This window comes from Perlucidibaca piscinae DSM 21586, from assembly GCF_000420045.1.
GTDB lineage: Bacteria > Pseudomonadota > Gammaproteobacteria > Pseudomonadales > Moraxellaceae > Perlucidibaca > Perlucidibaca piscinae.
Map to the genome: position 1 here is coordinate 62,817 of NZ_ATUE01000008.1, position 15,441 is coordinate 78,257.

The 15,441-nt window shown below is 67.4% G+C and carries 13 protein-coding genes and 1 tRNA gene; 4 read left to right on the plus strand and 10 right to left on the minus strand.

Going from position 1 to position 15,441, the window contains the following annotated elements; translation table 11 throughout:
- The first annotated feature begins 62 nt into the window (after positions 1 to 62).
- The 3 genes from secA to F595_RS0109515 are packed head-to-tail and all read left to right on the plus strand — an operon-like array spanning position 63 to position 5,071.
- Positions 63 to 2,825, plus strand: a complete 2,763-nt coding sequence (gene secA, locus F595_RS0109505; RefSeq protein ID WP_026913457.1) for a preprotein translocase subunit SecA — start codon at positions 63 to 65, stop codon at positions 2,823 to 2,825.
- Positions 2,826 to 2,844: 19 nt separating this feature from the next.
- Positions 2,845 to 4,065: a bifunctional glutamate N-acetyltransferase/amino-acid acetyltransferase ArgJ gene (argJ, locus tag F595_RS0109510; protein ID WP_022956639.1), complete on the plus strand. Its 1,221-nt coding sequence runs from the start codon at positions 2,845 to 2,847 to the stop codon at positions 4,063 to 4,065.
- A gap of 22 nt (positions 4,066 to 4,087) precedes the next feature.
- Complete coding sequence (locus F595_RS0109515) at positions 4,088 to 5,071, plus strand: Nudix family hydrolase (protein ID WP_022956640.1); 984 nt, start codon at positions 4,088 to 4,090, stop codon at positions 5,069 to 5,071.
- Here the strand turns inward: F595_RS0109515 and F595_RS0109520 are convergent.
- The 6 genes from F595_RS0109520 to F595_RS0109545 are packed head-to-tail and all read right to left on the minus strand — an operon-like array spanning position 5,055 to position 9,395.
- Entirely contained in the window at positions 5,055 to 5,288 is a 234-nt protein-coding gene (locus F595_RS0109520) for a DNA gyrase inhibitor YacG (protein ID WP_022956641.1), read from the minus strand. The genes F595_RS0109515 and F595_RS0109520 overlap by 17 nt on opposite strands.
- Positions 5,285 to 5,890 carry a dephospho-CoA kinase gene (gene coaE, locus F595_RS0109525; RefSeq protein WP_022956642.1) on the minus strand — a complete coding sequence of 202 codons (606 nt, stop codon included), beginning with the start codon at positions 5,888 to 5,890 and terminating at the stop codon, positions 5,285 to 5,287. Before coaE ends, F595_RS0109520 begins: the two co-directional genes overlap by 4 nt.
- A 17-nt stretch (positions 5,891 to 5,907) precedes the next feature.
- Positions 5,908 to 6,747 (minus strand): prepilin peptidase, encoded by an 840-nt coding sequence (locus F595_RS13635; protein WP_022956643.1) that lies wholly within the window; start codon positions 6,745 to 6,747, stop codon positions 5,908 to 5,910.
- Positions 6,747 to 7,808 (minus strand): type II secretion system F family protein, encoded by a 1,062-nt coding sequence (locus F595_RS13640; RefSeq protein ID WP_022956644.1) that lies wholly within the window; start codon positions 7,806 to 7,808, stop codon positions 6,747 to 6,749. The genes F595_RS13635 and F595_RS13640 overlap by 1 nt, the downstream gene beginning before the upstream one ends.
- Positions 7,790 to 8,938, minus strand: a complete 1,149-nt coding sequence (locus F595_RS13645; protein ID WP_051144692.1) for a GspE/PulE family protein — start codon at positions 8,936 to 8,938, stop codon at positions 7,790 to 7,792. The genes F595_RS13640 and F595_RS13645 overlap by 19 nt, the downstream gene beginning before the upstream one ends.
- Before the next feature lies 1 nt (position 8,939).
- Positions 8,940 to 9,395 carry a pilin gene (locus F595_RS0109545; protein ID WP_022956646.1) on the minus strand — a complete coding sequence of 152 codons (456 nt, stop codon included), beginning with the start codon at positions 9,393 to 9,395 and terminating at the stop codon, positions 8,940 to 8,942.
- A gap of 137 nt (positions 9,396 to 9,532) precedes the next feature.
- On the opposite strand from F595_RS0109545, the gene F595_RS0109550 reads away from it, so the two are divergent.
- Positions 9,533 to 9,608, plus strand: a tRNA-Thr gene (locus F595_RS0109550).
- A 77-nt stretch (positions 9,609 to 9,685) separates the two neighbouring features.
- Here the strand turns inward: F595_RS0109550 and F595_RS0109555 are convergent.
- The 4 genes from F595_RS0109555 to F595_RS0109570 all read right to left on the minus strand — a co-directional run bounded on the left by F595_RS0109555 (position 9,686) and on the right by F595_RS0109570 (position 15,409).
- Positions 9,686 to 12,553, minus strand: a complete 2,868-nt coding sequence (locus F595_RS0109555; protein WP_026913459.1) for a valine--tRNA ligase — start codon at positions 12,551 to 12,553, stop codon at positions 9,686 to 9,688.
- Positions 12,554 to 12,653: 100 nt separating this feature from the next.
- Positions 12,654 to 13,475, minus strand: coding sequence for a hypothetical protein (locus F595_RS0109560; RefSeq protein WP_022956648.1), 822 nt, complete (start codon positions 13,473 to 13,475; stop codon positions 12,654 to 12,656).
- A gap of 1 nt (position 13,476) precedes the next feature.
- Positions 13,477 to 13,929 (minus strand): DNA polymerase III subunit chi, encoded by a 453-nt coding sequence (locus F595_RS0109565; RefSeq protein WP_022956649.1) that lies wholly within the window; start codon positions 13,927 to 13,929, stop codon positions 13,477 to 13,479.
- Positions 13,916 to 15,409, minus strand: coding sequence for a leucyl aminopeptidase (locus tag F595_RS0109570; protein ID WP_022956650.1), 1,494 nt, complete (start codon positions 15,407 to 15,409; stop codon positions 13,916 to 13,918). The genes F595_RS0109565 and F595_RS0109570 overlap by 14 nt, the downstream gene beginning before the upstream one ends.
- Positions 15,410 to 15,441 lie beyond the last annotated feature (32 nt).

The window sequence follows — 15,441 nt, forward strand, 5'->3', positions numbered from 1 at the left end:
CGCCACTGGCGAAAGTCGGTAGAATGTTGCGCTGATTTGTCCGCCATCATCGAGTGTTGACCATGTTTTCACGCCTAGTCAGTGGCCTGTTCGGAACCAAGAACGACCGCGAGCTCAAGCGCATGCGACTGATCGTCGAGCGCATCAATGCCCTGGAGGCAGCCACCGACGCTCTCGATGATGTCCAGCTCAAGGCGCGCACGGCCGAGTTCCAGCAGCGCTTCAAGGCGGGCGAGTCGCTTGACGCCTTGCTGCCCGAGGCCTTTGCGGTCTGCCGCACGGCAGCCAAGCGCGTGCTCGGGATGCGGCACTACGATGTGCAGATGATTGGCGGCATCACCCTGCACGAGGGTCGCATTGCGGAAATGCGAACCGGTGAAGGCAAGACCCTGACCGCGACCCTGCCGGCCTACCTCAATGCCCTCTCGGGCGAGGGCGTGCACGTGGTCACCGTCAACGACTACCTGGCCGCGCGTGACGCCGAGTGGAACCGTCCGCTGTTCGAGTTCCTCGGCCTCAGCGTCGGCGTCGTGCGCTCGCAGCAGCCCGGCGACCAGAAGCGCGCCGCCTACCGCGCCGACATCACCTACGGCACCAACAACGAATTCGGCTTCGACTACCTGCGCGACAACATGGCGTTCCGTCTCGAGGATCGCTTCCAGCGTGGTCACGCCTATGCCCTGATCGACGAGGTCGACTCCATCCTCATCGACGAGGCACGCACGCCGCTGATCATTTCCGGTGCCAGCGAGGACTCCTCGCGTCTGTACCAGCTGATCAACACGCTGATCCCGCGTCTCACCCGGCAGGCCGAGGAAGGCCAGGCCGACGGCGGTCACTACTGGATCGACGAGAAGTCGCGCCAGGTCGAGCTGACCGAGGCCGGTCACGAGCATGTCGAGGCCTGCCTGGTCGAGATGGAGCTGCTCGCCGAGGGCGAGAGCCTGTACTCGCCGGCGCATCTCAATCTGCTGCATCACGTGCATGCCGCACTGCGTGCGCATGTGCTGTTCCACCGTGACGTGCACTACATCATCCAGAACGGCGACGTGGTCATCGTCGACGAGCATACCGGCCGCACCATGCCGGGACGGCGCTGGTCCGAAGGCCTGCACCAGGCGGTCGAGGCCAAGGAGGGCGTGCGCATCCAGGCCGAGAACCAGACCCTGGCCACCACCACGTTCCAGAACCTGTTCCGTCTCTATCGCAAGCTGTCCGGCATGACCGGCACCGCCGACACCGAAGCCCCGGAGTTCCGCCAGATCTATGGCCTCGATGTGGTGGTCATTCCCACCCATCGTCCGATGGTGCGCCAGGACCTCGATGACCTGGTGTTCCTCAGCCCGATGGAGAAGTTCGAGGCCATCGTCAAGGACATCCAGGAATTCCGCGCCAAGGGCGCGCCTATCCTGGTCGGTACCGCGACCATCGAGACCAGCGAACTGCTCTCCGGTCTGCTCGACAAGGCCGGCATCGCGCACCGCGTGCTGAATGCCAAGTTCCATGAGCAGGAAGCCGAGATCGTCGCCCAGGCCGGTCGTTCCGGCACGGTCACCATCGCCACCAACATGGCCGGTCGTGGTACCGACATCCTGCTCGGCGGTAACTGGAAGGCCGAGGCGGCCAAGCTTGGCGACGCCATCACGCCGGAACAGACCGAGGCGCTCAAGCGCGCCTGGGAAGCGGATCATGCCCGCGTGATGGAGGCGGGCGGTCTGCACATCATCGGCTCCGAGCGCCACGAGTCACGCCGCATCGACAACCAGCTGCGCGGCCGTTCCGGTCGTCAGGGCGATCCGGGCGTGACCCGTTTCTACCTGTCGCTGGAAGACGACCTGATGCGCATCTTCGCCAGCGAGCGGGTCAAGAGCATGATGAAGTCGCTGGGCATGAAGCCGGGCGAGGCCATCGAGCATCCCTGGGTATCCAAGTCCATCGAGGGCGCGCAGCGCAAGGTCGAGGCGCGCAACTTCGACATCCGCAAGAACCTGCTCAAGTACGACGACGTCGCCAACGAGCAGCGTCGCGCCATCTACGCCCAGCGCGATGACGTGCTCAAGACCGGCAGCATCCGCGACAACATCGATCTGATCTATGCCGATGTCATCGACAGCGTCATCAATGCCTACATTCCGCCGCAGAGCCTGGAAGAGCAGTGGGACATTCCGGGCCTGACCGAGGCGCTGGCAGCTGACTTCGGCATCACTCTGCCGTTGCAGCAGTGGCTGGACGAGGACGACAAGCTGCACGAGGAAAGCCTGCGCGCGAAGATTCGCGACGAGCTGCTGGGCGCATGGCGCAGCAAGCGTGCGCGCATGGAGGACAGCGTCGCCGACTCGCTGGAGAAGCAGCTCATGCTGCAGGTCATCGATCGCCACTGGAAGGATCATCTGGCGGCCATGGACTATCTGCGCAAGGGCATCCACCTGCGCGGCTATGCCCAGAAGAATCCGGAGCAGGAGTACAAGCGCGAGGCCTTCGAGCTGTTCGAGCAGCTGATCAATGCGGTCAAGCTCGAGCTGGTGCAGACCTTGGCGCGCCTGCATGTGCCCACCGAAGAGGAAGTCGCCGCGATGGAGGCCCAGCGCGAGGCCGAAGCCGCTGCCATGGCCATCCATTTCGAGCATGCCGATGCCGCCCAGGCCGAAGCCGAGATGGCCGCCATCGAAGCCGGCGAACCGCTGCCGGTTCCGCCTGCTGCGGATGCGGCGGCCGCTGCCGGTGACCAGCCCTTCGTGCGCGCCGGTGCCAAGATCGGTCGCAACGATCCCTGCCCCTGCGGCTCGGGTCGCAAGTACAAGCAATGTCACGGCCAGCTGGCCTGAATTCGACAAGGAGCGCGTCATGCCCGTGGGTGATCTGTCTCTGCCGGTGATGCACCCGGTGCCCGGCGTTCGTATCGGCATTGCCGAGGCGGGCGTGCGTTACAAGAACCGTCGCGATCTGGTGGTGTTCGAGCTGGCCGAGGGTGCGACCACGGCCGCCGTGTTCACCACCAACGCCTTCTGCGCCGCGCCGGTGCAGCTGGCCCGCCGCCATCTGGCGGCTGCCGCCCCGCGCTACCTGCTGATCAACACCGGCAATGCCAATGCCGGTACCGGCGCTCCCGGCATGACTGCCGCCGAGCTGTCCTGCGAGACCCTGGCCAGCCTGTCCGGTGTGCAACCGGCCCAGGTGCTGCCGTTCTCCACCGGCGTCATCGGCGAGCTGCTCCCGGTGGCGCGCGTGCAGGCCGGACTGCCGGCCGCGCTGGCGGCGCTTGACGCGGACAACTGGACGGCGGCGGCCAGCGGCATCATGACCACCGATACCCTGCCCAAGGGCGCCAGCGAGCAGTTCACGGTCGCCGGCATCACCTACACGGTGACCGGCATCTCCAAGGGTGCCGGCATGATCCGCCCCAACATGGCCACCATGCTCGGCTATGTCGCCACCGACATGGCGGTGACGCAGGAGGTGCTGCAGGCACTGCTGCGCGAGGTCAACGAGGCCTCCTTCAACCGCATCACCATCGACGGCGACACCTCGACCAACGACGCCTGCGTGCTGGTGGCCACCGGCAAGGCCGGCAATGCCCCGGTCACCGCGGCTGATGGCGAGCTCTACGCCGCGCTGCGCGAGGTCGTGGCGCGCGTGTTCCTGCGTCTGGCACAGCTCATCGTGCGCGATGGCGAAGGTGCCACCAAGTTCATGACGGTACGTGTCGAGGGGGGTGGCAGCACCGACGAGTGCTGCGACGTCGCCTATGCCGTGGCGCATTCGCCGCTGATCAAGACCGCCTTCTTTGCCTCCGACCCCAACTGGGGCCGCATTCTTGCTGCCATCGGCCGCTCCGGCGTGCCGGCGCTGGACGTCACCCGGATCAATGTCTGGCTCGATGACGTGCTGCTGTGCGAGAACGGTGGCGCGGCCGCGAGCTACACCGAGGCGCAGGGCGCCGCGGTGATGCAGCAGCCGGAAATCACCATTCGCATCGACCTGGGCCGTGGCAGCTGTGCCGATACGGTATGGACCTGCGACTTCTCCTACGACTACGTCAAGATCAACGCCGACTACCGTTCCTGACGGTAGCGGCGCGTCTTCAGGCATGAGCAGAAAGCGCGTCCTGGTCGTGGCGGCGGTCATCCGCGGTCATGACGGTCGTGTGCTGCTCGCTCGCCGCCCGCACGGCGTCCATCAGGGCGGGCTGTGGGAGTTTCCCGGTGGCAAGGTCGAGCCCGGCGAACCCGAACCGGTCGCGCTGGTGCGCGAGCTTCACGAGGAGCTGGGCATCACCGCCACGTGCTACCAGCCGCTGATCCGCATTGCCCATGATTACCCGGACAAGTCGGTGACCCTGTCGGTCTGGCTGGTCGATGCCTTCGCAGGTGCCGATGCCGTGTCGGGTGATGTCGGACGGGAAGGGCAGACGATACGCTGGTGGCCGCTGCAGGATCTGGTGACGCTGGATTTTCCGGCGGCCAACGTGCCCATCGTCGCGGCGGCGCGTCTGCCTGCGCTGTGGCGCATCACGCCCGCGCTGCCCGATGCCGCTGCCGTGCGCGCCTGGGCCCTGTCATGTCTGCGCCAGTCTGCCGACAGCGCCTTTGCGGATCAGGGCTGGCTGCTGCGCCTGCCGGACTGGCCGGACGCCGATTACCTGCCGCTGGCAGGCGAGCTGGTGGCGCTGGCCGCCACGCGCAACATCCCGGTCATGCTGCATGGCGACCCGCGCCGGCTGCAGCACTGTCCCGCGGCGGCTGGCGTGCACCTTCCGGCTGCCGTGGCGGCCGCGAGTGATTCAGCCCTGCTGCAGCGACCACGCCGCAACCACTGGCTGTCCATGGCCGCGCACAACCCGGACGAACTGGCGCTGGCGTCGCGTCTGGGCATGGATTTCGTTGCACTGTCGCCGGTGCTGCCGACGTCCTCGCATCCTGACGCGCCGGGACTGGGCTGGGACACCTGGGCTGACTGGGTGGCGCCAGCGACCCTGCCGGTCTATGCCCTCGGCGGTCTGCGCCCGGCGGATGTCGCTCGGGCGCGCGAGTCGGGCGGGCAGGGCGTGATGGGGATCAGCGGGTTTGCCTGAGGTCGCTGCCGTCCTCGTCTGACACCTCGTCGTCCAGCGATGAGCTCACCGGAATGGCATAGCGTTCGCTGGCCCAGGCACCGAGGTCGATGAGGCGGCAGCGTTCGCTGCAGAACGGACGGAAGCGCGATGCCGGCTCCCAGCGCACCGGCTGCCGGCAATGCGGGCAGGCGATCATGCGCACCGCGCCGTCAGTCAGGTCATGTTTCGGACTCATTCGTCACGGCTCCAGGCCAGATAGGTCTGATGCAGGCGTTCCACGCCCTGCTGCAGGGCCTCCAGCGTGCCGGTGTTGTCGAGCACGTCGTCGGCGCGTGCCAGGCGCTGCTCGCGCCGCCACTGTGCCGCCATGATGGCATCGATCTGTGCCGGACTGACGCCGTCACGGCTGCTGGCACGGGCACGCTGCACCGCCTCGGGCACGTCGACAAGCAGGGTGCGCTGCACCATCTCGGCCTGACCGCTTTCCCACAGCAGCGGCGAGGCGAGGATGACGTAGGGCGAAGTCCCGGCGGCCAGCTGCCGCTGCAGGGCCTCCCGGATGGCCGGATGGGTGATTGACTCCAGCACCTTGCGCTCGGCAGGATCGGCAAACACCTTCTCGCGCAGCACGGCGCGGCGCAGCGCGCCATGTTCATCGATGACCTCGGTACCGAAGTGGGCTGCGATGGCGGCCAGTGCCGGCTGCCCCGGCTGCACCACCTCGCGCGATACCACGTCGGCATCGACCACGGTGATGCCAAGGCGCTGGAAATGGTCGGTGGCGGCGGTCTTTCCGGAGCCTATGCCGCCGGTGACGCCGAGAATGCGGGATGCCATGTCGCGAGTTGCTCCGGTCAGCCGGCCAGCAGGGCCTGGGCGAAGTAGACGACACCGGCCAGGCTCAGCGCCGGACCGAAGGGGAAGGTGCCCTGCTGCTTGCGGCGCCAGCGCAGCCAGAATGCCATCAGCAAGCCCAGCAGCGAGGACAGCAGCAGGATGGCCGGCAGTACCATCGGGCCCAGCCATGCGCCAAGCGCGGCCAGCAGCTTGGTATCCCCGCCGCCGAGGCCGTCCTTGCCGGTGAACAGCTTGAACAGGGCGGCCATGATCCACAGGAACAGGTAGCCGCCAACGGCACCCCAGACCGCCAGGTCCAGGCTGAGCGCGACCGGGCTCCAGCCCAGGCTGGCCAGCAGGATGCCGGCCCACATCAACGGCAGGGTCACCAGGTCGGGCAGCCACTGGCTGTCCCAGTCGATCAGGGTGGCCACCAGCAGGGTTTCCAGGAACAGGAAGGCCGCCGCCGCCTCGGGTGTCCAGCCCAGGCTGTGCCAGCTGCCCCAGGCCAGCAGCGCGGACAGCAGTTCGACCACCGGATAGCGTACCGGGATGCGTGCCTGGCAGTGACCGCAGCGGCCACGCAGCAGCAGCCAGCTCAGCACCGGCACCAGATGGTGCGGCGGCAGCGTGGTCTTGCACTGCGGGCAGTGTGAACGCGGGCGGCTCAGCGAAAGCTGCTCCAGCTCGCTGTCCGGCAGCGGGTCCAGACCCTGCTGTTCGCGCTCGAATTGACGCAGCTCGTTGCGCCAGGCCAGCTCGATCATGCGCGGCAGGCGATGGATGGCGACATTGGCAAAGCTGCCGAGGATGAGGCCGCTGGCGAGTACCAGCAGCAGTTGCACATCGGGGGTCATCACACCACCTGTCCCAGTTGAAACATCGGCAAGTACAGCGCCAGCACGATGAGGCCGACCAGCGCACCCAGAAACAGCATCAGCAGGGGCTCCAGCCACTGGATGGCCTGCGCGCAGCCATCCCGGAAGTCCTGCTCGAACTGGCTGGCCAGTGCATCCAGCAAGGTGGCTAGCATACCGGATTCCTCTCCCACGGCGACCATCTGGCGGCACAGGGACGGATAGCCCGCGCGGTCGGCAAGCAGGCTGCTCAGTGGCTGGCCCTGGCTGATGCCGCGCCGGATGTCCTCCTGTGCGCCTGCCAGCGCGGACTCCTGAACGCGGGCGGCGGCCTGGCTCAGGCCGACCTCCAGCGGCAGTCCGCCGGCCAGGCTGTCATGCAGGGTGCGATGCCAGCAGCCCAGCCAGTAGCAGCGGGTCAGTCGGCCGGTCAGTGGCAGATGCCAGAGCAGGCGGTGCAGGATGTGACGCCAGCCGGGTCGTTGCGGCAGCTGCCAGCGCAACAGACCGGCAAGCACAAGCAGGGCGGCAAGCATGGCTGGCGCCAGTTGCTGCAGCAGCTGCGAGAGCAGCAGGACCTGTCGTGTCAGCAGGGGCAGTTCGGCATCGAAGCTGGCATAGAGTTCGGCAAAGCCGGGAACCACCTGGGTGAGCAGGAAGCCGGCCACCAGCATGGCGCCGGACAGGGCCAGCACCGGGTAGCGCAGCGCCCGACGCAGTTCTCGTTGCAGTGTCAGACGTCGCGCCTGCAGCTGTGCCAGTCGCTGCAGCTGGCTCGACAACTGCCCGGTCTGCTCGGCCACCCGCAGCAGTGCCAGATCACCGACGCCCAGTGCCTGTCGCTGTTCAAGGCAGGCGGACAGAGGCTGACCCTGCTCAAGATGGGTCAGTACCGGTGACCAGTAGGCCTGTTCCTGTACCGGCTGCTGTGCCTGCAGCAGACGCAATGCCGGGTGCAAGGCGATGCCGGCCTGCAGCAGGGCGCCCAGCTGTGCCAGCCAGCGCTGGCGCGCCCAGGCATCCGGCGTGCGTGCACCTGCGGTCAGGCCGGGCAGGCGCACGGTCCCAGCACCCGCTGCACTTCATCGTAGGTGGTCAGGCCGGACGCGATGGCGTCGCGGGCACTGGCGGCCAGTGTCGGCAGTCCGCCTGCATGGGCCAGCTCAAGCAGCTGTCCCGGCTCCGCGCCGGCCTGCAGCGCGTGGGCCAGCGGCACCGTCATGAGCAGACATTCGTACAGGCCGAGACGTCCGACATAACCCTGATGACAGTGCGTGCAACCGCGCCCGGCCTGGCCCGGCAGCTCAGGGGCGCAGTGCGGACAGCGCTGCCGCACCAGACGCTGGGCCAGCACCAGGCGCACGCTGTCAGCCAGCAGCCAGGGCGGAACGCCCAGGTGCCTGAGCCGGGTCAGCGCCTCCAATGCCGATCCGGTATGCAGTGTCGACAACACCAGATGGCCGGTCTCGGCAGCCTGGACCACCATCTCCGCCGTGGCCGGATCGCGGATCTCGCCCACCATCATCACGTCGGGATCCTGCCGCAGCAGGGCACGCAGCACCTGGCCGAAATCCAGCCCGATGCGTGGCTGGATCGCGGTCTGGCTGATGCCCGGCAGGACATGTTCAATGGGGTCCTCGATGGTGGCGAGATGGCGTGTCTGACGGTCCAGTGCCTGCAGGCAGGCGTAGAGCGTGGTGGTCTTGCCGGAGCCGGTCGGCCCGGTGATCAGGATCAGTCCGTCAGGATGAGCCAGCGCCTTGCGCAGGGCATCGGCCACGGGCGCTGGCAGGTTCAGGTCATCGAGTTGCAGGCGCTGTTCATCCCCGGTCAGGCGCAGGCAGAGCTTCTCGCCATGCAGGGTGGGCAGGCTGGCAATGCGTATGGAGCCCTGGCAGCCGTCATTGAGGCGACCATCCTGGGGCAGCCGCTGTTCCGCCAGATCGAGCCGGGCCAGCATCTTGAGGCGGGCGACCAGCCGTTGCTGCCAGCGCAGCGGGACCCAGAGCCAGTCCTGCAGCAGGCCATGGATGCGCAGCCTCAGCTGGGCGCCCTGCAGACGCGGGTCGATGTGCAGGTCCGACGCGCCGCTGGCGCGAGCACCCGCGAGCAAGGCGTCGACCCAGGCCTGCACCTGGTCATCCTGCTCAGGCAATGACGGTGTGGCGGCCAGCATGCCGTGGCCCGGCATCTCAGCCACCTACGCCAGTCTGCTGACGGGTGCAGGCCGGATTGCCGGCATTGGCGACATTGCCCAGGGTCCAGCGCAGCTGGCCATCATCGAGGCTGGCGACGGCATCAACCCGGCAGTTGCCGGCACTGGCCGTGCCCAGCACGGTGGCGGTCAGCGAGCTGGCATCCGCGGCGGTCAGTGTCATCGCGGCACTGGCATGCTGTGGTTGCGGCAGTGCCGCCATGCCCAGCTCGGCCGCCGAGTCGCAGCCGGTGGCATCGCCGCCGTTCTGCTGCAGGCATTCGGCGATGGCGAGCTTGACCGGTTCGAGCTGCGTCAGGTTGCCACTCCAGCGTGCCCGGGTGACGTAGTCCTGGTATTGCGGAATGGCCACGGCCGCGAGTACCGCGACAATGGCGACGACAATCATCAGTTCAATGAGGCTGAAACCGGCTTGCGGGCGTGGTCCTGGCATGTCTGCGCTCTCCGTCGACAGGGCTGTGACGAGAAGGTAGACACGATGCCGGATCGGCGCTGGCCGCTGGTCGGGCGACTTGTCACTGGCGGGGTGGCTCGCTAGAATCGCCCACCTGCCTGCGCCAGCGCCGGCATGCCGCAATAGCTCAGTCGGTAGAGCAACTGATTCGTAATCAGTAGGTCGGAGGTTCGATTCCTCTTTGCGGCACCATATTCATCTGTCACCGCCTTGCCGATGGCCATGAAAAAAGCGCCCCTCGGGGCGCTTTTTCGTTTCTGCAGCCGCTATCAGGCCAGCGTCGCGATCTTGTCGCGCTGGGCCTGCATGGCAGCCTGGGCACGCAGGTTGTCGGCGATCTTGTCGCGCTCCTTGGCAACCACGTCGGCCGGCGCACGAGCCACGAAGGACTCGTTCGACAGCTTGGCCTCGACACGGGCCACTTCCTGGCCAAGACGCGCGATCTCCTTGTCGAGGCGGGTCAGTTCGGCACCCACGTCGATCAGGCCGGCCAGCGGCACGCCCAGCGTCATCGTGCCCACGAGCGCCGTCGACACCGGCGGCAGCTCGGCTTCGCTGGCGACTACGGTGATGCCCTCCAGTCGACCCACGAAACGCAGCAAGGCGCTCTGGCGTGTCAGGCGGGCGGCGTCCTCCGCGGAGGCATTGGCGATCACCAGCGGCAGCGGCTTGCCCGGCGAGATGCCCAGCTCGCCGCGGATGTTTCGCAGGCCGGCGATGACCTGCTGCAGCCAGGCCACCTCGGCGGCGGCCTCGGCATCCACGCGACTCAGGTCCGGCTCCGGGAACCGCGCCAGCATCAGGAACTCGCCGCTGACACCGGCCAGCGGCTTCACGCGCTGCCAGATCTCTTCCGTGATGAAGGGCATCAGCGGGTGGGTGATGCGCAGGATGGTTTCCAGCACGCGCACCAGGGTGCGGCGGGTGGCGCGCTGCTCCTCCACGGAGGCGGTCGTGTCGGCGGCAAGCACCGGCTTGGTCAGCTCCAGATACCAGTCGCAGTACTCGTTCCAGACGAAGTCGTAGATGGTCTGCGCGACGTGGTCGAAGCGGTATTCGGCCATCGACGCGATGACCGCGGCTTCGGTCTCCTGCAGGCGCGAGATGATCCAGCGATCGGCCACCGAACGCGCCAGCGGCAGTGACTCGTCCTGTCCGCAATCCTTGCCGTCGGTCTGCGACAGCACGTAGCGCGCCGCGTTCCACAGCTTGTTGCAGAAGTTGCGGTAGCCCTCGACGCGATTCATGTCGAACTTGATGTCGCGGCCGGTCGAGGCCAGGGCACAGTTGGTGAAGCGCAGGGCGTCGGTACCGAAGGCGCGGATGCCGTCCGGGAACTCCTTGCGCGTGGCCTTCTCGATCTTCTCGGCCATCTTCGGCTGCATGAGGCCGGTGGTGCGCTTGGCGACCAGGTCGTCGAGCGCGATGCCGTCAATGATGTCCAGCGGGTCGAGCACGTTGCCCTTGGACTTGGACATCTTCTGGCCTTCGCCGTCGCGCACCAGGCCGTGCACGTAGACGGTCCTGAACGGGATCTGCGGCGAGCCGTCCTCGTTCTTCATGAAGTGCATGGTCATCATGATCATGCGCGCGACCCAGAAGAAGATGATGTCGAAGCCGGTGACCAGCACATCGGTGGGATGGAAGGTCTTGAGCTCCGGCGTCTCGTCCGGCCAGCCCAGCGTGGAGAAGGTCCACAGTGCCGAGCTGAACCAGGTGTCGAGCACGTCGTCGTCCTGGCGCAGGGCGACCTCGGCGCCGAGGCCTTGCTGCGCGCGCACCTCGGCTTCGCTGTGACCGACATAGACCTTGCCCGCGTTGTCATACCAGGCCGGGATGCGGTGGCCCCACCAGAGCTGACGCGAGATGCACCAGTCCTGGATGTCGCGCATCCAGGCGTAGTACATGTTCTGGTACTGCTCGGGCACGAACCTGATGCGACCGTCCTCGACGGCTTCCAGCGCCGGCTTGGCGAGCACGGCGGCCTTCACGTACCACTGGTCGGTGAGCCAGGGCTCGACCACCACGCCGGAGCGGTCGCCGGTCGGCACCTTGAGTGCGTGCGGCTTGATCTCCTCCAGCCAGCCCTCGGCTTCGGCCTGGGCGACGACGGCCTTGCGCGCAGCGAAGCGGTCGAGGCCGGCGTAGGCGGCTGGGCAGGTCTCGGCGGGCAGCGGCGCGAAGCTGCCGCCGGCCATGACCTCGAAGGTGGCCAGGATGGCGGCATCACGGTCGAGCACGTTGATCAGCGGCAGGTCGTGGCGCTTGCCGACTTCATAGTCGTTGAAGTCGTGCGCTGGCGTGATCTTCACGCAGCCGGTGCCGAACTCCTTGTCAACGTAGCTGTCAGCAATGACGGGGATGAGACGGCCGGTGACCGGCAGGCGGATCATCTTGCCGATCAGGTGGGTGTAGCGTTCGTCGTCCGGGTTCACGGCGACGGCGGTGTCACCAAGCATGGTTTCCGGACGTGTGGTGGCAACCACCAGGTAGTCCCGGCCGGCCTCGCCGCCTGCACCCGCTGCCGAGTCTGCCAGCGGGTAGCGGAAGTGCCACATCGAGCCGGTCTTTTCTTCCGACAGCACTTCCAGGTCGGAGATCGCCGTGTGCAGCTTGGGGTCCCAGTTCACCAGGCGCTTGCCGCGGTAGATCAGGCCGTCCGCATGCAGGCGCACGAAGGCCTCCTGGACGGCGCGCGACAGGCCTTCGTCCATGGTGAAGCGCTCGCGCGACCAGTCCACCGACGAGCCGAGGCGGCGGATCTGGCGGGTGATGGTGCCGCCGGACTGCTCCTTCCATTCCCAGACCTTGTCGAGGAACTTGTCGCGGCCGAGGTCATGACGGCTGACGCCGCTGGCGGCGAGCTGGCGCTCGACCACCATCTGGGTGGCGATGCCGGCGTGGTCGGTGCCGGGCTGCCAGAGCGTGTTGTGGCCGCGCATGCGGTGGAAGCGCACGAGCGCGTCCATGATGGCGTTGTTGAAGCCGTGGCCCATGTGCAGCGAGCCGGTCACGTTCGGCGGCGGGATCATGATGCAGTAGGGCGTGCCGGTGCCGGAGGGCTTGAAGCAGCCTTCGGCTTCCCAGCGTTCGGCCCAGCGGCGTTCGATGTCGGCAGGATTGAACGTCGAATCCATGCTGGTTTGATCCATGCTGATGTGATTCATGAAGGTCTCGCGGCAGAAAGCGGAAAGAGGGTGTCTCGGGCCGTCAGCGTCGGCCCGGCGAAACCTTGGATTATAGCAGTCCGCGTGCCACCTTGCGTGTCACGTGCGCGCGCCAGACCTGGATCAGCGCCACCGGATACATCACCAGTCCGAAGGCACAGAGGGCCGTCATCACCTCCGAAGCGTCAGTGAGCTGGCTGGCCACCAGGCTGGCGGCGGTGAGATTGCGGATCACCAGCATGCTGCCGAGATCCTCGTGCGGGGTGGTGGCGGGCCGGGCCACCAGTCCGAGCAGGATGGCTGTGCCTGCAGCCGCCAGGGTGACGCCGGGATGATCAAGCAGGCGCGGCAGTTCGCGCCAGGCAATCAGGGCAATCAGGGCCAGCACCGACACCGAGGCCAGGCGATCCAGCCCTGCCTGCAGCCGGGGTGATGGCGGATGCGCGCGGAAACGCAGCAGACCAAGCCGGTAGGGCAGGCCCTGTGCCAGCAGCAGAACCGCCAGCACGGTGCCGGCGCTGGCCAGGGCGGCGTCATTGCCGACGCCGAGCAGCACCGCCAGCGGCAGCAGCACGACCGCGAGGCCGGCACTGGCCAGCATCAGGGAGGCCACCGCAGTGGCGGAGCCACCGCTGCCGCGCGCCAGTGCCGCCCCCGAGGTGCCGCAGCCGGAGAGCAGGCAGATCAGCAGGCCGAGACGGATGTCGGGTCTGATCAGGCCCTTGTGCTCGAGCATCAGCAGGAAGGCCGTGGGCAGCAGGTAGGCCAGCACCAGATGACGTGCCGTGAGCCAGCTGCGGGCAGACACGCCGGGCTCGCTGGCGGCACGTGCGCTCAGGGCCAGCATGACCAGCCAGGCACTGAGTGGCGAGGCAATCAGCAGGGCATCCATGTCAGGCCTTGAGCTCGTGCGCCTGCACCTGATAGCCGAGCTTGCGATAGGCCTTCCAGTGCGTGCGGGCGGCCTCGCGTTCGGCATCGCTGCCGGCAACGATCTCGATGACACGCTGGAAGCGCTGGAAGCCGTCGGGAATGTCGGCGCCGAGATTGATCAGGATGTCGCGGCTTTCCGCAGGCAGCGCTTCCCAGCCAATGCGTACCGGTGGCGGCGGCGTCGGTCCCTCGCCAACCAGATGATGCGGCACGAAGGATTCGGGCCGGAACGACCACAGCTGCTCGTCCAGCGTCTCGGCTTCGGCGCGACTGGCGGTCTGGATCAGCACCTGGCGGTTCTGTTGCCAGGCCTTGTCGACCAGCCGGCAGGCCGTGCCCAGACGCGCCGTCAGGGGCGCGTCCGGTGGCAGCACGTAGAAGGTGATCTCCACGGCCGGATCAGTCGGCGGCACGGGCGCGCAGGAACTCCAGCAGCAGCGGTACCGGGCGTCCGGTGGCACCCTTCTGGCTGCCGCTGAGCCAGGCGGTGCCGGCGATGTCGAGGTGGGCCCAGGCATAGGCCTTGGTGAAGCGGGCCAGGTAGCAGGCAGCGGTGATGGAACCGGCGGTCGGACCGCCGATGTTGGCGATGTCGGCGAAGGGCGAATCCAGCAGTTCCTGGTAGTCATCCCAGACCGGCAGGCGCCAGGCGCGATCATCGGCGCGCTGGCCGGCAGCCAGCAGCTCCTCGGCCAGCGCATCGCTGGGCGAGAACAGGCCCGAGGCAACCTTGCCCAGTGCCACCACGCAGGCCCCGGTAAGGGTGGCGATGTCGACCACCACCGCCGGCTTGAAGCGCTCGACATAGGTCAGGGCATCGCAGAGCACGAGGCGGCCTTCGGCGTCGGTGTTGAGAATTTCCACGGTCTGGCCTGACATCGTCCGCACGATGTCGCCCGGCTTGGTGGCAGTGCCGGAGGGCATGTTCTCGGCACAGGCAATGACGCCGATGACGTTGAGGTTGAGCTTCGCGAGCTTGACCGCCGCCATCACGCCCAGCACCGAGGCGGCGCCGCACATGTCGAATTTCATCTCGTCCATGCCGGCGCCCGGCTTCAGGCTGATGCCGCCGGTGTCGAAGGTGATGCCCTTGCCGACCAGCACCACGGGGGCATCCTTGGCCTTGCCGCCTTGGTAGCGCATGACCGCGAGCTGGGCATCATGCTGCGAGCCTGCCGAGACCGAGAGCAGGCAGTGCATGCCGAGCTTGCGCATCTCGTCCTCGCCCAGCACCTCGACCTGGATGTCGCCATCCTCGCCCAGGGCGCGCGCCATCTCGGCCAGATAGCCGGGGTAGGCGACATTGCCCGGCTGGTTGCCGAGGTCGCGTGCAAAGCTCTGACCCTCGCCGATGCAGCGGCCCCAGGTCAGGGCGTCCTTGGCGGCCTTGAGGTCGCCGCGTTCGGCAATGCCCAGGGTCAGCTTGCCAAGCAGATCAGTGGCGGCCGGCTTCTTCGACTTGTATTCGTCAAAGCGGTAGCCGGCCTCGATGGCAAAGCGGGCATGGTCGCTGATGCGTTGTGCCAGGTCGCGGCCGGCGACAGGCAACTCGGCCAGTGTCGAGGTGGCCTTGCCGAGCTTGCCCGGCAGCGCCTTCACGGCCGAGACCACCAGCTTGTGCCAGGCCTGCAGGCTGACTTCGGCGGCGTCACCGGCGCCGACCACCAGCACCAGACCGGCGGCGATGCCGGGCAGGCTGTGCAGCGCCAGGGTCTGGCCCGGCTTGCCTTCAAAGCCGCTGCGCGCCAGTGCAGCCTGCAAGGCGCCGGCGCTGGCCTCGTCAAGGGCACGTGCGCTGGCGCTCAGGGACTTGCCCTGCACGGCGACAGCCAGGGCGGGCGTCTTGTGTTCGGCCAGCGCCTGCGGCGCAACAACGGCAACGGCAAGTTCCATGAATCCTGTCTCCGAAGCAGCTTGTCATGACG

What these genes read in the sequence shown, in the direction of transcription:
- secA (WP_026913457.1), top strand. Translation starts at nt 63, where the DNA reads ATGTTTTCACGCCTAGTCAGTGGCCTGTTCGGAACCAAGAACGACCGC.
- argJ (WP_022956639.1), top strand. Translation starts at nt 2,845, where the DNA reads ATGCCCGTGGGTGATCTGTCTCTGCCGGTGATGCACCCGGTGCCCGGC.
- F595_RS0109515 (WP_022956640.1), top strand. Translation starts at nt 4,088, where the DNA reads ATGAGCAGAAAGCGCGTCCTGGTCGTGGCGGCGGTCATCCGCGGTCAT.
- F595_RS0109520 (WP_022956641.1), bottom strand. Translation starts at nt 5,288, where the DNA reads ATGAGTCCGAAACATGACCTGACTGACGGCGCGGTGCGCATGATCGCC.
- coaE (WP_022956642.1), bottom strand. Translation starts at nt 5,890, where the DNA reads ATGGCATCCCGCATTCTCGGCGTCACCGGCGGCATAGGCTCCGGAAAG.
- F595_RS13635 (WP_022956643.1), bottom strand. Translation starts at nt 6,747, where the DNA reads ATGACCCCCGATGTGCAACTGCTGCTGGTACTCGCCAGCGGCCTCATC.
- F595_RS13645 (WP_051144692.1), bottom strand. Translation starts at nt 8,938, where the DNA reads ATGCCGGGCCACGGCATGCTGGCCGCCACACCGTCATTGCCTGAGCAG.
- F595_RS0109545 (WP_022956646.1), bottom strand. Translation starts at nt 9,395, where the DNA reads ATGCCAGGACCACGCCCGCAAGCCGGTTTCAGCCTCATTGAACTGATG.
- F595_RS0109555 (WP_026913459.1), bottom strand. Translation starts at nt 12,553, where the DNA reads ATGGATTCGACGTTCAATCCTGCCGACATCGAACGCCGCTGGGCCGAA.
- F595_RS0109560 (WP_022956648.1), bottom strand. Translation starts at nt 13,475, where the DNA reads ATGGATGCCCTGCTGATTGCCTCGCCACTCAGTGCCTGGCTGGTCATG.
- F595_RS0109570 (WP_022956650.1), bottom strand. Translation starts at nt 15,409, where the DNA reads ATGGAACTTGCCGTTGCCGTTGTTGCGCCGCAGGCGCTGGCCGAACAC.